The organism is Streptomyces sp. NPDC055955 (genome assembly GCF_042270245.1).
Taxonomy (GTDB): Bacteria; Actinomycetota; Actinomycetes; order Streptomycetales; family Streptomycetaceae; genus Streptomyces.
Genome location: NZ_JBHJYS010000001.1, coordinates 144,715 through 160,913, shown reverse-complemented (window position 1 = coordinate 160,913; position 16,199 = coordinate 144,715). Strand labels below are relative to the sequence as shown.

14 protein-coding genes and 1 riboswitch are annotated in these 16,199 nt (G+C 70.2%); of the genes, 11 read left to right on the top strand and 3 right to left on the bottom strand.

Annotation, left to right across the window (positions count from 1 at the left end; translation table 11 throughout):
- Positions 1-32 precede the first annotated feature (32 nt).
- The 8 genes from shc (at position 33) to ACFC96_RS00595 (ending at position 9,160) form a co-directional block, all read left to right on the top strand.
- Positions 33-2,042: a squalene--hopene cyclase gene (gene shc, locus ACFC96_RS00630; RefSeq protein ID WP_376609371.1), complete on the top strand. Its 2,010-nt coding sequence runs from the start codon at positions 33-35 to the stop codon at positions 2,040-2,042.
- Positions 2,042-2,701 carry a 1-hydroxy-2-methyl-2-butenyl 4-diphosphate reductase gene (locus ACFC96_RS00625; protein WP_376251768.1) on the top strand — a complete coding sequence of 220 codons (660 nt, stop codon included), beginning with the start codon at positions 2,042-2,044 and terminating at the stop codon, positions 2,699-2,701. The genes shc and ACFC96_RS00625 overlap by 1 nt, the downstream gene beginning before the upstream one ends.
- Before the next feature lie 5 nt (positions 2,702-2,706).
- The gene (gene hpnH / locus ACFC96_RS00620) at positions 2,707-3,729 is read left to right on the top strand and encodes an adenosyl-hopene transferase HpnH (protein WP_376251769.1); all 1,023 of its coding nucleotides are present in this window, start codon (positions 2,707-2,709) and stop codon (positions 3,727-3,729) included.
- Positions 3,730-3,736: 7 nt separating this feature from the next.
- Entirely contained in the window at positions 3,737-4,936 is a 1,200-nt protein-coding gene (gene ispG / locus ACFC96_RS00615; protein ID WP_376609369.1) for a flavodoxin-dependent (E)-4-hydroxy-3-methylbut-2-enyl-diphosphate synthase, read from the top strand.
- Between the two features lie 26 nt (positions 4,937-4,962).
- Entirely contained in the window at positions 4,963-6,876 is a 1,914-nt protein-coding gene (gene dxs, locus ACFC96_RS00610) for a 1-deoxy-D-xylulose-5-phosphate synthase (RefSeq protein ID WP_376609367.1), read from the top strand.
- Positions 6,873-8,258, top strand: a complete 1,386-nt coding sequence (locus ACFC96_RS00605) for an aspartate aminotransferase family protein (protein WP_376251774.1) — start codon at positions 6,873-6,875, stop codon at positions 8,256-8,258. The genes dxs and ACFC96_RS00605 overlap by 4 nt, the downstream gene beginning before the upstream one ends.
- 90 nt (positions 8,259-8,348) lie before the next feature.
- Positions 8,349-8,990: a helix-turn-helix domain-containing protein gene (locus ACFC96_RS00600; RefSeq protein ID WP_376609365.1), complete on the top strand. Its 642-nt coding sequence runs from the start codon at positions 8,349-8,351 to the stop codon at positions 8,988-8,990.
- A complete protein-coding gene (locus ACFC96_RS00595; RefSeq protein ID WP_376251778.1) occupies positions 8,987-9,160 on the top strand; it encodes a DUF6126 family protein in 174 nt (57 codons plus the stop codon). The genes ACFC96_RS00600 and ACFC96_RS00595 overlap by 4 nt, the downstream gene beginning before the upstream one ends.
- Positions 9,161-9,186: 26 nt before the next feature.
- Here ACFC96_RS00595 and ACFC96_RS00590 read toward each other — a convergent pair whose 3' ends face one another.
- Positions 9,187-9,984, bottom strand: a complete 798-nt coding sequence (locus tag ACFC96_RS00590) for a tyrosine-protein phosphatase (protein ID WP_376251780.1) — start codon at positions 9,982-9,984, stop codon at positions 9,187-9,189.
- 408 nt (positions 9,985-10,392) lie between these two features.
- A riboswitch (cyclic di-AMP (ydaO/yuaA leader) is annotated at positions 10,393-10,573 on the top strand.
- Positions 10,574-10,577: 4 nt separating this feature from the next.
- Here ACFC96_RS00590 and ACFC96_RS00585 point away from each other — a divergent pair.
- Positions 10,578-11,357, top strand: coding sequence for a peptidoglycan DD-metalloendopeptidase family protein (locus tag ACFC96_RS00585; protein ID WP_376609363.1), 780 nt, complete (start codon positions 10,578-10,580; stop codon positions 11,355-11,357).
- Positions 11,358-11,583: 226 nt separating this feature from the next.
- Positions 11,584-12,375, top strand: coding sequence for an SGNH/GDSL hydrolase family protein (locus ACFC96_RS00580; protein WP_376609361.1), 792 nt, complete (start codon positions 11,584-11,586; stop codon positions 12,373-12,375).
- A 109-nt stretch (positions 12,376-12,484) separates the two neighbouring features.
- On the opposite strand, the gene ACFC96_RS00575 is transcribed toward ACFC96_RS00580, so the two are convergent.
- Positions 12,485-13,108 (bottom strand): TetR/AcrR family transcriptional regulator, encoded by a 624-nt coding sequence (locus tag ACFC96_RS00575; protein WP_376609359.1) that lies wholly within the window; start codon positions 13,106-13,108, stop codon positions 12,485-12,487.
- Between the two features lie 239 nt (positions 13,109-13,347).
- Here ACFC96_RS00575 and ACFC96_RS00570 point away from each other — a divergent pair, with 239 nt between their 5' ends.
- Positions 13,348-14,916, top strand: coding sequence for an APC family permease (locus tag ACFC96_RS00570; RefSeq protein ID WP_340459710.1), 1,569 nt, complete (start codon positions 13,348-13,350; stop codon positions 14,914-14,916).
- 190 nt (positions 14,917-15,106) lie between these two features.
- Here ACFC96_RS00570 and ACFC96_RS00565 read toward each other — a convergent pair whose 3' ends face one another.
- Positions 15,107-16,192 (bottom strand): DUF5937 family protein, encoded by a 1,086-nt coding sequence (locus ACFC96_RS00565; RefSeq protein WP_376609358.1) that lies wholly within the window; start codon positions 16,190-16,192, stop codon positions 15,107-15,109.
- Between the last annotated feature and the right edge of the window lie 7 nt (positions 16,193-16,199).

Genomic DNA, 16,199 nt, shown 5'->3' with positions numbered 1-16,199 from the left:
GCAGAGATCGAGCACTGCACGAAGGGGAAGCCATGACAGCGACGACCGACGGAAGCAGCGGAGCGGCAGCTCCCGGCGCGACCTCGGCCACCACTGCCCATTTGACCGACACGAGCCTCGGGGCGGCCGGGACGCACGACGCCGCCACCCGCGCCGTCCAGCGCGCCACGGACTTCCTGCTCGCCCGGCAGGACGCCCAGGGCTGGTGGAAGGGCGACCTCGACACGAACGTCACGATGGACGCCGAGGACCTGCTGCTGCGCCAGTTCCTCGGGATCGGGGACGAGGCGACCACCCGCGCCGCCGGGCTCTTCATCCGCGGTGAACAGCGCGACGACGGCACCTGGGCCACGTTCCACGGCGGCCCCGGCGAACTCTCCACCACCATCGAGGCGTACGTGGCCCTGCGCCTGGCCGGGGACGCCCCCGACGCGCCGCACATGGCGAAGGCCTCCGCCTGGATCCGGGAGCGGGGCGGCATCGCCGCGAGCCGCGTCTTCACCCGCATCTGGCTGGCCCTGTTCGGCTGGTGGAAGTGGGAGGACCTGCCCGAACTGCCACCGGAACTCATCTACTTCCCGAAGTGGATGCCGCTCAACATCTATGACTTCGGCTGCTGGGCCCGCCAGACCATCGTGCCGCTCACGGTCGTCTCCGCGAAGCGCCCCGTACGGCCCGCGCCCTTCCCGCTCGACGAGCTGCACACCGACGCGCGGAACCCCAACCCCGCCAAGCCCCTTGCCGCGATGGCGAGTTGGGACGGCGTCTTTGAACGGCTCGACAAGGCGATGCACCTGTACCGCAAGGTCGCACCGCGCAGGCTGCGCAAGGCGGCCATGAACTCGGCCGCCCGCTGGATCATCGAGCGCCAGGAGAACGACGGCTGCTGGGGCGGTATCCAGCCCCCGGCGGTGTACTCCGTCATCGCCCTCCATCTGCTCGGCTACGACCTCGAACACCCCGTGATGAAGGCGGGGTTGGAGTCACTGGACCGGTTCGCCGTGTGGCGCGAGGACGGGGCCCGGATGATCGAGGCCTGCCAGTCGCCCGTGTGGGACACCTGTCTGGCCGTGATCGCTCTCGCCGACGCCGGACTGCCCGCCGACCATCCCCGGCTGGTCAAGGCCGCCGACTGGATGCTCCGGGAGCAGATCGACCGGCCCGGCGACTGGTCCGTGCGCAGGCCCCAACTCGCCTCCGGTGGCTGGGCGTTCGAGTTCCACAACGACAACTACCCCGACATCGACGACACCGCCGAGGTCGTCCTCGCGCTGCGCCGCGTCCGGCACCCGGACACCGCGCGCATGGAGAAGGCCATCGAGCGCGGCGTGCGCTGGAACCTCGGCATGCAGTCGAGGAACGGCGCCTGGGCCGCCTTCGACGTCGACAACACCAGCCCGTTCCCCAACCGGCTGCCGTTCTGCGACTTCGGCGAGGTCATCGACCCCCCGTCCGCGGACGTCACCGGGCACGTGGTGGAGATGCTCGCCGTCGAGGGCATGTCGCACGATCCGCGCACGCGCCGCGGCATCGAGTGGCTGCTCGCCGAACAGGAGCCGAACGGAGCCTGGTTCGGCCGCTGGGGCGTCAACTACGTATACGGGACAGGCTCGGTGCTGCCCGCCCTGACCGCCGCCGGGCTGCCTCCCTCGCACCCCGCGGTGCGCCGTGCCGTCGCCTGGCTCGAATCGGTCCAGAACGACGACGGGGGCTGGGGCGAGGACCTGCGCTCCTACCGCTACGAGGACTGGAAGGGCCACGGCGTCTCGACCGCCTCGCAGACCGGCTGGGCGCTGATGGCGCTCTTGTCTGCGGGGGAGCGGGACTCCAAGGCCGTCGAGCGGGGTGCCGCCTGGCTGACCGAGACCCAGCTGGAGGACGGCACCTGGGACGAGCCGTACTTCACCGGCACCGGCTTCCCGTGGGACTTCTCGATCAATTACCACCTCTACCGCCACGTCTTCCCGCTCACGGCACTCGGCCGCTACGTCCATGGGGAGCCGTTCGCCGACCAGGCGTTCTCGCCGAGCAAGGGGAGCTGATGGCCCGATCCCCGGGGGCCCCGCGCCCGCCGGACGCCGCCCCGCTGCTGGTCGCCTGCGCGCTCGGCATCGAGCACCTCGCCCTGCGCACCGGCGCCCGCACCGGAGCACCGGCCCCCGTGACCGTGCTGCGCACGGGCATGGGTCCCAAGGCGGCCGAGCGGTCCGTGGCCAAGGTCCTGGAGGGCCCCGCCCTGCGGGACGCGGCGGTCGTCGCGACCGGCTTCTGCGCCGGTCTCGCCCCCGGGATGCACCCGGGTGACCTGGTCGTCGCCGAGGAGACCCGCGACCCGTACGGCTCCACGCCGTGCACCGGCACGGAACTGCTCGTCAAGGAGCTGATCAGGGCGGTACCGGGACGGACCGTGCACACCGGTCCGCTCACCGGCTCCGACCATGTCGTGCGTGGTCACGAGCGTGGTGACCTGCTCGCCACGGGTGCGATCGCCGTGGACATGGAGTCCGCGGCCACGCTCCGCACGGCGGCCGCACGGGGCCCGCGTCCGGTTGCGGCCGTACGGGTGGTCGTGGACGCTCCAGAACATGAACTCGTCCGTATCAGCACAGTGCGCGGTGGAATATCGGCCTTCCGTGTTCTTCGTGCCGTGCTTCCCGCATTTTTCGAATGGCACCGTTCTTTGCTGCTCCCCCGGAGGTGAGCCAGATGGCCATGCCGCTTCGTCAGTCCATCAAGGTCGCGACGTACCTCTTTGAACAGAAGGTTCGCAAGCGCGACAAGTTCCCGCTCATTGTCGAACTGGAGCCGCTGTACGCCTGCAACCTCAAGTGCGAGGGCTGCGGAAAGATCCAGCACCCCGCCGGAGTGCTGAAGCAGCGGATGCCCGTGGCGCAGGCCGTGGGCGCCGTCCTGGAGTCCGGCGCGCCGATGGTGTCCATCGCCGGCGGCGAGCCGCTCATGCACCCGCAGATCGACGAGATCGTCCGGCAGCTGGTGGCGCGGAAGAAGTACGTCTTCCTCTGCACGAACGCGTTGCTCATGCGCAAGAAGATGGACAAGTTCACGCCCTCGCCGTACTTCGCCTTCACGGTGCACATCGACGGGATGCGTGAGCGTCACGACGAGTCCGTGGCCAAGGAAGGAGTCTTCGACGAGGCGGTGGAGGCGATCAAGGAGGCCAAGAAGCGGGGCTTCCGCGTCACCACGAACTCCACCTTCTTCAACACGGACACCCCGCAGAACATCATCGAGGTCCTGAACTACCTCAACGACGACCTCGAGGTCGACGAGATGATGCTCTCGCCCGCCTACGCCTACGAGAAGGCGCCCGACCAGGAGCACTTCCTGGGCGTGGAGCAGACCCGCGAGCTCTTCAAGAAGGCCTTCGCGGGCGGCAACAGGCGTCGCTGGCGCCTCAACCACTCGCCGCTGTTCCTCGATTTCCTCGAGGGCAAGGTCGACTTCCCGTGCACGGCGTGGGCGATCCCGAACTACTCGCTCTTCGGCTGGCAGAAGCCCTGCTACCTGATGGCGGACGGGTACGTGACCACGTACAAGGACCTCATCGAGAAGACCGACTGGGACGCCTACGGGCGCGGCAAGGACGAGCGCTGCAACAACTGCATGGCGCACTGCGGTTACGAGCCGACGGCCGTCCTCGCCACGATGGGCTCGCTCAAGGAGTCGATCCGCGCCGCCCGCGAGACCGTCTCCGGAAACCGCGGGTGACACCGCGATGACCTCCACAGAGCCCGGCGGGGGTCTGGGGGACTCTCCCCGGACAAGCACCGCACTGGGGCTCCCTTCGCTGCCGGTCCGACCGATCGCCGACCGCAGGACGAGTCGGCAGATCCATGTCGGACCGGTGGCAGTGGGGGGCGGAGCGCCGGTGTCCGTGCAGTCGATGACGACGACACGGACCTCGGACATCGGGGCCACGCTGCAGCAGATCGCCGAACTGACGGCGTCCGGCTGTCAGATCGTGCGGGTGGCGTGCCCCACGCAGGACGACGCGGACGCGCTCGCGACGATCGCGAGGAAGTCGCAGATCCCCGTGATCGCGGACATCCATTTCCAGCCGAAGTACGTCTTCGCCGCCATCGAGGCGGGCTGCGCCGCGGTCCGGGTGAACCCGGGCAACATCAAGCAGTTCGACGACAAGGTCAAGGAGATCGCGCAGGCGGCCAAGGACCACGGCACCCCGATCCGTATCGGCGTGAACGCGGGCTCGCTCGACGCCCGGCTGCTGAAGAAGTACGGCAAGGCGACCCCCGAGGCGCTCGTCGAGTCGGCGCTGTGGGAGGCGTCGCTCTTCGAGGAGCACGGGTTCCGCGACATCAAGATCTCGGTCAAGCACAACGACCCGGTCGTGATGGTGAACGCCTACCGGCAGCTCGCCGCGGCCTGTGACTACCCGCTGCACCTCGGCGTCACCGAGGCGGGCCCGGCCTTCCAGGGCACCATCAAGTCGGCTGTCGCGTTCGGCGCGCTGCTGTCCGAGGGCATCGGCGACACCATCCGCGTCTCCCTGTCGGCTCCGCCGGTCGAGGAGATCAAGGTGGGCATCCAGATCCTGGAGTCGCTGGGCCTTCGGGAGCGGCGTCTGGAGATCGTGTCGTGCCCGTCCTGCGGGCGGGCGCAGGTCGACGTCTACAAGCTGGCCGACGAGGTCTCCGCGGGCCTCGACGGCATGGAGGTGCCGCTGCGCGTCGCCGTCATGGGGTGTGTGGTGAACGGTCCCGGTGAGGCGCGCGAGGCGGATCTCGGCGTCGCGTCGGGCAACGGCAAGGGCCAGATCTTCGTGAAGGGTGAGGTCGTCAAGACCGTCCCCGAGTCGAAGATCGTCGAGACCCTCATCGAAGAGGCGATGAAGATCGCCGAGCAGATGACGGACGCCGGGGTGGCCTCGGGCACCCCCGACGTCACCGTGAGCTGAGGAACAACCGGAGAGGGGGCCCGAGCGTGACAATTCTGGAAAGCATCCGGGGGCCGCGCGATCTGAAGGCGCTGAGCGAGGAACAGCTCGACGAACTGGCCGCGGAGATCAGGGAGTTCCTGATCCACGCGGTCGCGAGGACCGGCGGTCACCTGGGACCCAACCTCGGGGTGGTGGAACTCTCGATCGCCCTGCACCGGGTCTTCGAGTCGCCGGTCGACCGGATCCTGTGGGACACCGGGCACCAGAGCTACGTGCACAAGATGCTGACAGGACGTCAGGACTTCTCGAAGCTGCGCGGGAAGGGGGGCCTGTCCGGCTACCCCTCGCGTGAGGAGTCCGAGCACGACGTCATCGAGAACAGCCACGCGTCCACCGCGCTCGGCTGGGCGGACGGCCTCGCCAAGGCCAACCAGGTCCTGGGGGAGCGGGGCCACGTCGTCGCCGTCACCGGCGACGGGGCGCTCACCGGCGGCATGGCCTGGGAGGCGCTCAACAACATCGCGGCCGCCAAGGACCGCCCGCTGATCATCGTCGTCAACGACAACGAACGGTCCTACGCCCCGACCATCGGCGGCCTCGCCAACCACCTGGCCACCCTGCGGACCACCGACAGTTACGAGAAGATCCTCGCCTGGGGCAAGGACGTCCTCCTGCGCACCCCTGTCATCGGACACACCGTGTACGAGTCCCTGCACGGCGCCAAGAAGGGGTTCAAGGACGCCTTCGCGCCGCAAGGCATGTTCGAGGACCTGGGGCTCAAATACATGGGGCCCATCGACGGTCACGACCTGGGCGCGGTCGAGTCGGCGCTGCGACGTGCGAAACGGTTCCACGGGCCGGTCGTCGTGCACTGCCTCACCGAGAAGGGCCGCGGCTACGAGCCCGCCCTCGCCGACGAGGCCGACCGGTTCCACACCGTCGGCGTGATGGACCCGCTCACCTGCGAGCCCCTCGCGCCGTCCAACGGCCCTTCCTGGACCTCGGTGTTCGGCGACGAGATCGCCCGCATCGGACGGGAGCGCGACGACGTCGTGGCGATCACCGCGGCGATGCTGCACCCGGTCGGACTCACCAAGTTCGCCCAGGAGTTCCCCGGCCGGGTGTGGGACGTGGGGATCGCCGAGCAGCACGCCGCGGTCTCGGCGGCCGGACTCGCGACCGGTGGCCTCCACCCGGTCGTCGCCGTCTACGCCACCTTCCTCAACCGCGCCTTCGACCAGCTCCTCATGGATGTCGCGCTGCACAACTGCGGTGTCACCTTCGTCCTCGACCGGGCCGGCGTGACCGGCGTCGACGGTGCCTCGCACAACGGCATGTGGGACATGTCCGTCCTCCAGGTCGTCCCCGGACTGCGCATCGCCGCGCCCCGGGACGCCGAGCAGCTGCGGGCGCAGCTGCGCGAAGCGGTCACCGTGGACGACGCCCCGACGCTGATCCGCTTCCCGAAGGAGTCGGTCGGCCCCGAGATCCCGGCGGTCGACCGGATCGGCGGCCTCGACGTACTGCGCCGGGCCGACGACGCGGACGTCCTCGTGGTCTCCGTCGGCGTGATGGCGCCGGTGTGCCTCCAGGTCGCGGAACTCTTGGAAGCGCGCGGCATCACCTGCACGGTCGTGGACCCGCGGTGGGTCAAACCCGTCGACCCGGATCTCGCGCCGCTCGCCGCACGGCACCGGCTCGTCGCCGTCGTCGAGGACAACAGCAAGGCGGGGGGCGTCGGCTCCGCCGTGGCGCTCGCGCTCGGCGAGGCCGAAGTCGATGTACCCGTACGGCGGTTCGGGATCCCCGACCAGTTCCTCGCGCACGCCAAGCGCGGCGAGGTGCTCGCCGACATCGGGCTCACGCCCGTCGAGATCGCCGGGCGGATCGGCGCCAGCATGGCCCTGAAGGCCGAGACCGCGGCCCTCGTGGCCGGCAAGGAGAGCGACGACGTATGAGCAAGGAGTTCGATCTCGCAAGACTCCTGGCCGACCGTGGCGCCGAGCGCTACGAACTGCACGCCAAGTACCTCAACCACCAGCTCCCGCGCATGCTGCACACCATCGGCTTCGACAAGGTCTACGAGCGGGCGGAGGGCGCCTACTTCTGGGACGAGGACGGCAACGACTACCTGGACATGCTCGCCGGGTTCGGCGTGATGGGCCTCGGCCGGCACCACCCCGTCGTCCGCAAGGCGCTGCACGACGTCCTCGACGCCTCGCTCGCCGACCTCACCCGCTTCGACTGCCAGCCGCTGCCGGGCCTGCTCGCCGAGCGGCTCCTCGCGCACAGCCCGCACCTGGACCGGGTCTTCTTCGGCAACAGCGGCACGGAGGCCGTCGAGACGGCGCTGAAGTTCGCCCGGTACGCCACGGGCAGGCCCAGGGTGCTGTACTGCGGTCACGCCTTCCACGGGCTGACCACCGGGTCCTTGTCCGTGAACGGCGAGTCCGGATTCCGGGACGGCTTCGCGCCGCTCCTGCCGGACACGGCGGTGCCGCTCGGTGACCTCGACGCCCTGCGCGCGGAGCTCGCCAAGGGCGACGTGGCCGGGCTGATCGTCGAGCCCATCCAGGGCAAGGGCGTCCACGGGGCGCCACCCGGCTATCTGCGCGCCGCTCAGGAGCTGCTCCACCAGCACAAGGCGCTGCTCATCGCGGACGAGGTGCAGACGGGCCTCGGCAGGACGGGCGACTTCTATGCCTACCAGCACGAGGACGGCGTCGAACCCGACCTCGTGTGCGTGGCGAAGGCGCTCTCCGGCGGCTACGTGCCCGTCGGCGCGACCCTCGGCAAGGACTGGATCTTCAAAAAGGTCTACTCGTCCATGGACCGCGTCCTCGTGCACTCGGCCAGCTTCGGCTCGAACGCGCAGGCCATGGCCGCGGGTCTCGCCGTGCTCTGCGTGATGGAGAACGAGGAGGTCGTCGCGAACGCCCGGGCCACCGGGGAGCTCTTGAAGTCCCGGCTCACCGCGCTCGTCGACCGCTACGAGCTGTTGAGCGACGTACGCGGCCGAGGCCTGATGATCGGCATCGAGTTCGGGCGGCCGAAGTCGCTGAAGCTGCGCGGCCGCTGGACGATGCTCCAGGCCGCGCGCAAGGGTCTCTTCGCGCAGATGGTCGTCGTGCCGCTGCTCCAGAAGCACCGGATCCTCACCCAGGTCTCCGGCGACCACCTGGAGGTCATCAAGCTGATCCCGCCGCTGATCATCGGGGAGCGCGAGGTGGACCGCTTCGTGGAGGCGTTCACCGCCGTCATGGACGACGCGCACTCGGGCGGCGGACTGATGTGGGACTTCGGCAAGACGCTGGTGAAGCAGGCGGTCGCCAACCGCTGACCGCTTCGGCAGGGCGCTTCTGAAGAGGGAGCTGTTTGCCTCTGGGGCAAGAAATTTGCCCCAGAGGTACGACTCTGGCTCAATCGAATCATGAGCCCTGCCCCTCCGGAGCCGGCTCCGGAACCCACGGAGCTGCCCGCCGTCGCCCCGCAGCTGCGGGAACTCCGGCGCCGCGCCGCCCTGACCCTGGAGGCCGCGGCCCGCGCCGCCGGGCTTTCGCCCGCGCACCTCTCCCGCCTGGAGACGGGCCGCCGTCAGCCCTCGCTCCCGATGCTGCTCGCTCTGGCCCGTACCTACGGTACGACGGTCTCCGAGCTCCTGGGCGAGACGCCCGCCGACAGGGACGCCGTCGTGCGCTCCGGCGACATGGAGCCCACCGAGGCGGGCGGCTGGATCTACCGGCAGGCGGGCGCCCCGGGGCGCGGCATGCAGGCCTTGCGCGTGCACGTGCCGTTCGGCGCCCAGGGCGACATCGTGCGGGTCCACCCCGGTGAGGAGTGGCTGTACGTCCTCGAAGGGCGGCTGCGGCTGCGTCTGGGGGACACCGCCTACGACCTCGCGCCGGGGGACAGCGCGCACTTCGACTCGCTCACCCCGCACCGGATCGCCGCCGCCGACCGCGACGGCGCCGAGCTCCTCTTCGTACACACCCTGCTGCAGAGCCCGTCCGCCGCGCTGTGTCTCGGCCCGGCGACGGGCGGCGGCGCACAGACCCAGGGAGGCCTTCGATGAACGCAGAGCCGCACGACATGACCGATCCGCAGCGGCGGCCCGCACGGCGTGACGTGGAGGACAAGCTCCCGCGTGGCATCTGGGTGCGCCTGCTCGTCTACGTCTTCGCCGGGCACCTCGTCGCGGGCTTCATCTATCTGCTGTTCACGCTGGGGGCGTCGCGCGGATGACGGCCCCAGCGGGTGGCCGGTGAGTCTCAGTCCAGGAGGCGCTCGCGCAGCCGCTCGCGCCGGGCGGGGGAGAGCTTGAGGCCCTCCTCCAGGTAGCGGTCGGTGGAGCCCCAGGTCTGCGTGACCTGCTCGAAGGCGGCCGCCAGATAGGAGGCGCGGGCGTCGAACAGCGGGCTCAGCAGCTCCATGACCTCGGGGGACATCGCGTCCTTCGAGGCGCTGCTGCGGTGCACCTTGTAGCGGCGGTGCGTCGCGTTCGACTCCAGGTAGTCCGCCTCGATGGCGTCGCGCTCCACTCCCACGGCCAGGAGCGTGACTGCTATCGACAGGCCCGCGCGGTCCTTGCCCGCCGCGCAGTGCATCAGCGCCGGCACGCTGTCCTCGGCGAGGGAGTGCAGCACCTGGCTGTGCTCGGCGGTGCGCTCGGTGATGATCGCCCGGTACGACGTGATCATGCGGTTCGCGGCCTGGCCCTCGGCGAGGGCGGCGCGCAGGTCGTCGAGGTTGCCGTCGCGCACCATCTGCCAGAACTCGGCGCCGTCCGCCGGGTCGGTCAGCGGCAGATTCACGTTCCGCACGCCGGGCAGCGTCACGTCCGGGCCTTCGAGGCGCTGGTCGGCGGCGTTGCGGAAGTCGAAGATCGTGTGCAGCCCGAGCGAGGAGAGGAACGCGGCGTCCTCGTCCGTGGCGTGCGCGAGGTGACCGCTGCGGAACAGCACGCCCTGCTTGACCCGACGGCCGTCCACGGTCGGGAGACCACCGACGTCGCGGAAGTTGCGCACTCCGGCCAACTCGGGCTCGGTGGACGGGACCTGCTGCGTCACGGGGGCTCCTCCCGGTCGGCCGCGGCGCTGCTCGCCGGCGGGCGCCTTCGACGATACGACATGGCTGCCAGGGGCAACCATGTGAGAGAAGGCTGGCGATTGCGTACCAAATGCCCGGAATGAACCGATAGATGGGCGATAGGGCTCTATGGGATAACTAAGCCCGAAATGCCGCCATATGGCGGCTGATAGGTGAGCAGAGTCATAGCGGTGACCGTGCGTGGCGGCGATCCCGAATGAATTTCCAGTAGGTATAGCAGTTGCAAAGATCGTGAATCTACGGAGCGTGACGGCCTTTTCCGGAAAGGATCACATAAGGATCAAGAAGCGGAATGCCCAGGGGAATTCGCGGCTTGTCCCCGCGCTCTCCGCTCGCTTACGTTCGGCGCAATCCGGACGGACCGCCAAATCCTGCCGCCGCCCGGAATCCGCACATCGATCCGTGCTCGGCAGGAGCGGGGGACCCAGGTAGACCGCCGTTTTCGGGACACCGGAAACGGCTCGGGGTGAAGCCGTGCCCGAAAGGGGCGCGGCCGGGCAGCTCCAGTCCGAACCCGACAGCTCACCTCGCAGGCGACGGAGAGGAATCCCCCATGCCCGCGAAGGGTAAGCACCGCCGTCCCAAGTCCCCGCGCCTCGCCCGCACGATCGCCGTTGCCGGTGTGGGCGGCGTCGCGCTCGCGCTGCCGTTCATGGGTGCCTCCGGCGTCCACGCCGCGGCCGCTCCCGCCGTTGCCACGACCTACGCCGTCAAGGCGGGGGACACCCTTTCGAAGATCGCCGACGCGCAGCACGTCAGCGGCGGCTGGAAGAAGCTCTACTCCGACAACCGCTCGGCCATCGGCGGCGACCCGTCCCTGATCCGTCCGGGCCTGAAGCTGACGATCGGCCAGAAGGCCACGGCTCCCGCGGCGAAGTCCCCGGCCACCGCCACGCAGGCTTCCGCGGCCAAGACCGCCACCGCTTCCGGCTACACGCTGCCCGTCCAGAGCGCCTCCATCGGTACGGCGTACAAGACCGCGGGCAGCATGTGGTCCAGCGGCTACCACACCGGTGTCGACTTCGTGGTTCCGACGGGCACCCCGCTCAAGGCCATAGCCGCGGGCACCGTCGTGTCGGCCGGCCTCGACGGCGCGTACGGCAACGAGGTCGTCATCCAGCACGCCGACGGCAAGTACTCGCAGTACGCCCACATGTCGTCCCTCTCCGTCTCGTCCGGGCAGACCGTGACCGAGGGTCAGCGGATCGGCCTCTCCGGCGCGACCGGCAACGTCACCGGACCGCACCTGCACTTCGAGATCCGCACCACCCCGAGCTACGGCTCGGACGTGGACCCGGTCGCCTACCTCCGTGCGCACGGCGTCTCGCTCTGACCCGGACGGTGTGACGTCGCTCCGGCCCTGACGGTGTGACGTGTGAGGTGAAGGTGTCGCGTCGAGGTGTGACATGAAGGGGCGGGCCCGGTTCCGGGCCCGCCCCTTCGCCGTGTCCTCGCCGTATTCCTCAATCCCCGAAACTGACCGGGTGGGCTATATCACCACCCGTCAACCCCTTCCTACGGTCGCGTAGGTCACATCGCAGGGTGAAAGATGTGTGGTCGTGGCAAACGAATCGAGATCACTCAACGGCGGCACGATTCGGTCCTACGCGGCGGTGGGGGACAGCTTCACCGAAGGCGTCGGGGACCCCGGTCCCGACGGGGCCTTCGTGGGCTGGGCCGACCGTCTCGCCGTCCTCCTGGACGACCGGACCCCCGAGCACTCCTTCCGGTACGCGAACCTCGCCGTGCGCGGCAAGCTCCTCGACCAGATCGTGGAGGACCAGCTCCCGCGCGCCGTCGAACTGGCCCCGGACCTGGTGACCTTCGCCGCCGGCGGCAACGACATCATCCGTCCCGGCACCGACCCCGACGACGTCGCGGAGCGCTTCGAGAAGGCCGTCGCCCGGCTGACCTCCGCCGTCGGCACGGTCATGGTGACCACCGGCTTCGACACCCGGGACGTCCCCGTCCTCAAGCATCTGCGCGGCAAGATAGCGACGTACAACGGGCATGTGCGCGCGGTCGCCGACCGCTACGGCTGCCCGGTGCTCGACCTGTGGTCCCTCAAGACCGTCCAGGACCGCCGTGCCTGGGACGACGACCGGCTGCACCTCTCGCCCGAGGGGCACACGCGGGTCGCGCTGCGGGCGGGGCAGGCGCTCGGCATCGAGGTGCCTGCGGACCCGGACCAGCCGTGGCCGGCGCAGCCGCCGCGCGGCACGCTGGAGGTGCGGCGCGACGACATCCACTGGGCGAGGGAGTTCCTGGTGCCGTGGATCGGCCGACGGCTGCGCGGCGAGTCGTCCGGGGACCATGTGGCGGCGAAGCGGCCGGATCTGCTGCCGCTCTGACGGGAGCCGCGCACGTCATGGGGGAGCTTGCCCTTGAGGGCGGCTCCCCCGCGTCATTTCTGTGCGGTCCAATCCGGGGGCCTCTTCGGAGCCCGACTCCGTGGCGCCGTCAGCCCGCCGTCGTCGCCGTCAGGTCCGCCCGCTCGAGTCCCAGTTCGCGGGCCAGCGCGTCGTCGACCCACTCCTGCATGCGGGCCCGCGAGACCGTCCCCGTGTACGCGGTCATCTGCACCGCGAGACCGTCGAGGAGTGCCGTCAGGCGCAGCGCGGCGCCCGCCGGGTCGGGGCAGTGGAACTCTCCCGCCGCCACGCCCTCCGCGACGACCTCCGTGAGCGCCGCCTTCCACTGCTTGTCCAGGTCGCGCGTGACCTCCCGCAGCGCGGGCTCACGCAGCGCCGCGGACCAGCCTTCGATCCACAGCCGCCACCCCTTGGCCTGCCCGGTCGGCGCGTACCAGCGCACGGCCGAGCGCAGCCGGCGCAGCGCCGTCGTGCGCTTGCTCAGCAGCTTGCGCAGATGGGCCAGGTCGCCCTCGGCGGCGTGCGCGAACGCGGCGGAGACGAGCTTTTCCTTCGTCGAGAAGTGGTACAGGACCAGCGCGTTGCTCACCCCGAGCGCTGCGGCGACGTCGGCGATGCGCACGGCTGCCACGCCCCGCGCCTCGATCTGCTCGATGGCGGCCCGCAGCAACTCTTCGCGCCGCTCGGCCACGCTCAACCGCACTCTTGCCACGCGGTAACCCTACACACGGGCGCCGGCGGTGGGCGCCGAGTGGCGAACCCGGCGCGAACGCCTCGTGCACGACTCTTGACAGTGCCCAGTGGTGCCCGTCACAGTCTCGCTTACTGACTGGCCGTTCAGTCAATAGGGTGACCGGGGAGCCGGTCGCGGCACCGCCGCAAGAACGGTCGCAGCACAGTCCGAGAACAACCGTCACGCCCCGTGCCCCGCCGTGCAGCAGGAGTTTCCCCGTGACCCAAGCGCCGCCGATGCCGCCGACCGAGCCGTCCGCCAAGGACGCACCCGACCTGCCTGACCTGTCTGAGGGCTGGGGTGAACAGCGCTCCCGGCTCAAGAAGGACCTGCGCAGGCTGGACGTGCTGTTCTTCCTGATCTGCACCCTCGTCGGCCTCGACACGATCGGCTCCGTCGCCGCCCAGGGTCCGCAGGGCCTGACGTGGATGGCGATTCTCGCCCTCGTGTTCTTCCTGCCGTACGGGCTGCTCGTGGCCGAACTCGGCTCCGCCTTCCCCGTACAGGGCGGCCCCTACGTGTGGACGCGCCTGGCGTTCGGGCGGCTCGTCGCCGGTGTGAACCAGCTCCTCTACTGGATCTCCAACCCCGTATGGGTGGGCGGCAGTCTGTGCATCATCGCGCTCACCACGTGGGAGGAGTTCTTCACCCCGCTTCCGGGATTCTGGAAGTACGCGGCCGGCCTCGTCTTCATCTGGGGCGGAGCGCTGGCCGTCGTACAGTCCGTGCGCATCGGCAAGTGGGTCCCCATCGCGGGCGCCGTCGCCCGGATCGTCCTCCTCGGGTTCTTCCTCGTCTCCGTAGTCGTGTTCGCCGTCCAGCACGGCGTGCACGCGCTGCCCGCAGGCGAGTTCGTCCCGACCTATGCCGGCTTCGTGGCGCTGGTCCCGGTCCTGATCTTCAACTACGTCGGCTTCGAACTGCCCAGCTCCGCGGCCGAGGAGATGACGAACCCGCGCCGCGACATCCCCCTGTCGATCCTGCGCTCGGGCTTCGCGGCGGTACTCCTCTACGGCGGCCCGATCCTCGGCATCCTCTTCGTGCTGCCGAGCAAGGAGATCGGCAGCCTCGGCGGATTCATCGACGCCTGCAAGGCCGTGTTCACGGTCTACGGCGGGTCGATCGCGGCCGACGGCACGGTCACGCTCACCGGCCTCGGCTCCGTCTTCGGCGGGGTCGCCGCGGCGGGCCTGATCATCGGCCTGCTGACCTCGGGCGTCACCTGGGCCATGGGCGCCCACCGCGCGCAGGCCGTCGCGTGCGCGGACGGCGCCGGTCCGGCGTGGCTCGGCCACATCTCCGAGAAGCACGGGACACCGGTGCGCGTGAACCTGCTCTCCGCCGTGCTCGGTTCGATCCTCTTCGTGGTCGCCCTCAACCTCACGGGAGGCAACGGCGAGAAGTACTTCGCGGCAGGCCTCGGCCTGACGATCTGCACCACCTTCATCTCGTACGTCATCACGTTCCCCAGCCTCGCCGTGCTGCGCCGCAAGTACCCGGACACGCCCCGCCCGTACGCCGTCCCGGGCGGACGTGTGGGCGCGTGGGTGGTGAGCGCCCTCGCCACCGGCTTCGTGGCGTTCACCGTGATCGTGCTGATCTGGCCGGGATTCGGGGTCGGCTGGTTCGGCTCGGCGGGCAGCGCGGCGGACTCGCTGCCCGAGTCGTTCGCCGGCCAGCGCGCCCAGTACACACTCAGCCAGGTGCTGCCCCTGCTGCTCTTCGTCGGCATCGGGCTGGTCTTCTACGCGATGGGCGCTCGGACGCGCAGGCGTGTGGGCAAGTAGGCAGCGGGCTCGCGCGCAAGAGGGCCCTCCCCGCGGCGGGGAGGGCCCTCTTGCGTCTCGGATCCCGACGGGCGATCTGTCGCGTCAGGAGCCCGCGCAACTGCCGCGTCACAGGCCCGCGAACCGGTGGTCGCGGGCGATGCGTTCGTCGGCCGCCACGACGTCGAACTCAGGTCGGAGGGCCGCCGGTTCAGCGCAGTACAGCCGCCAGCAGGTCGGCGCCCAACGCCGTCAGATCAGGCAGGTTGAGGGTGTACCGCACGTAACGGCCGTGCCGCCGAGCCGTGAGCAGGCCCGCGCGGCGCAGGACGGCTAGGTGGCGGGACACCTCCGGGGACGAGAGTTCCCAGAAGTGGGCCAGCTCGCCGGTGGTGTGCGGGCCGCGGGCCAGGGTGCGCAGCAGCCGCAGTCGTACCGGATGCGCGAGCGCCTCCAGCCGGAGGGTGACCGTCTCCAGAGAGACCGGCTCCGCCGGACTCGGCTCGGCGACGGGGTACTGGACCACCGGATGCCACCCAGGCGCGTGGACCGCCACCAGGTGCGGGCGGCCGAAGACGCTGGGAACGAAGGTGACGGCTGCGCCACGGGCGACGGTCGCCTTGTCCTGCACCTTGTCGACGATGATGCCGTCGCCGTCCGGTGCCAGGGTGACCGCGCCGGAGACCGAGGCGAGTGCCGCCCCGATGCCCTGGCGCCTGAGCAGTTCGTTCTTCAGGCGCAGATCGGTGGCGAGCTGCACCGCGACGCCCGCCCAGGCGCCGTCGAAGAATGCCTCGGCGCATTCTTCGAGGGTCTGGCGCACCCGCGCCCGCACCGCGGCCGGATCCGCGAGCAGCCGTTCTGCGAAGGCCTCCTGCAGCGCGCCGCGGGCCTGCGCCACGTCCAGGGCCCGCTCGCGCGCGGTCGTGTCGGTGAGCGGCGACGCTCCGGGGAAGTGGACCCGGTTGCTGCCGCACGTGGTGACGAGCGCGGCGGTCACATACGTCTCGTCGTCGATCCGGTCCACGTCGTCCAGCTCCGCGGCGAGGCTCGGCCGGGGCCGTGCGGGAATCAGGAAGTCGGCCTGTGACGAACGCCAGAGGAACTCCGCCTCCCTGAGCCGCTCGGCCAGCTCCGGCCGCAGCCCCGCCCAGACGTCCGCGGCCCAGCCGGCGAACTGCGGATGGTGGCCGGGTTCGGCCAGCACGTGCAGCATCGCGGTCAGTTCGGCCAGCGGGGAGGCGGCGAACCGCACTTGCTCGGACGGCAGGCCGCTGATGTCGATCCTCAGCGTCATCCCCTCA

What these genes read in the sequence shown, in the direction of transcription:
- ACFC96_RS00565 (WP_376609358.1), bottom strand. Translation starts at nt 16,192, where the DNA reads ATGACGCTGAGGATCGACATCAGCGGCCTGCCGTCCGAGCAAGTGCGG.
- ACFC96_RS00585 (WP_376609363.1), top strand. Translation starts at nt 10,578, where the DNA reads ATGCCCGCGAAGGGTAAGCACCGCCGTCCCAAGTCCCCGCGCCTCGCC.
- ispG (WP_376609369.1), top strand. Translation starts at nt 3,737, where the DNA reads ATGACCTCCACAGAGCCCGGCGGGGGTCTGGGGGACTCTCCCCGGACA.
- ACFC96_RS00600 (WP_376609365.1), top strand. Translation starts at nt 8,349, where the DNA reads ATGAGCCCTGCCCCTCCGGAGCCGGCTCCGGAACCCACGGAGCTGCCC.
- ACFC96_RS00605 (WP_376251774.1), top strand. Translation starts at nt 6,873, where the DNA reads ATGAGCAAGGAGTTCGATCTCGCAAGACTCCTGGCCGACCGTGGCGCC.
- hpnH (WP_376251769.1), top strand. Translation starts at nt 2,707, where the DNA reads ATGGCCATGCCGCTTCGTCAGTCCATCAAGGTCGCGACGTACCTCTTT.
- shc (WP_376609371.1), top strand. Translation starts at nt 33, where the DNA reads ATGACAGCGACGACCGACGGAAGCAGCGGAGCGGCAGCTCCCGGCGCG.
- ACFC96_RS00625 (WP_376251768.1), top strand. Translation starts at nt 2,042, where the DNA reads ATGGCCCGATCCCCGGGGGCCCCGCGCCCGCCGGACGCCGCCCCGCTG.
- ACFC96_RS00595 (WP_376251778.1), top strand. Translation starts at nt 8,987, where the DNA reads ATGAACGCAGAGCCGCACGACATGACCGATCCGCAGCGGCGGCCCGCA.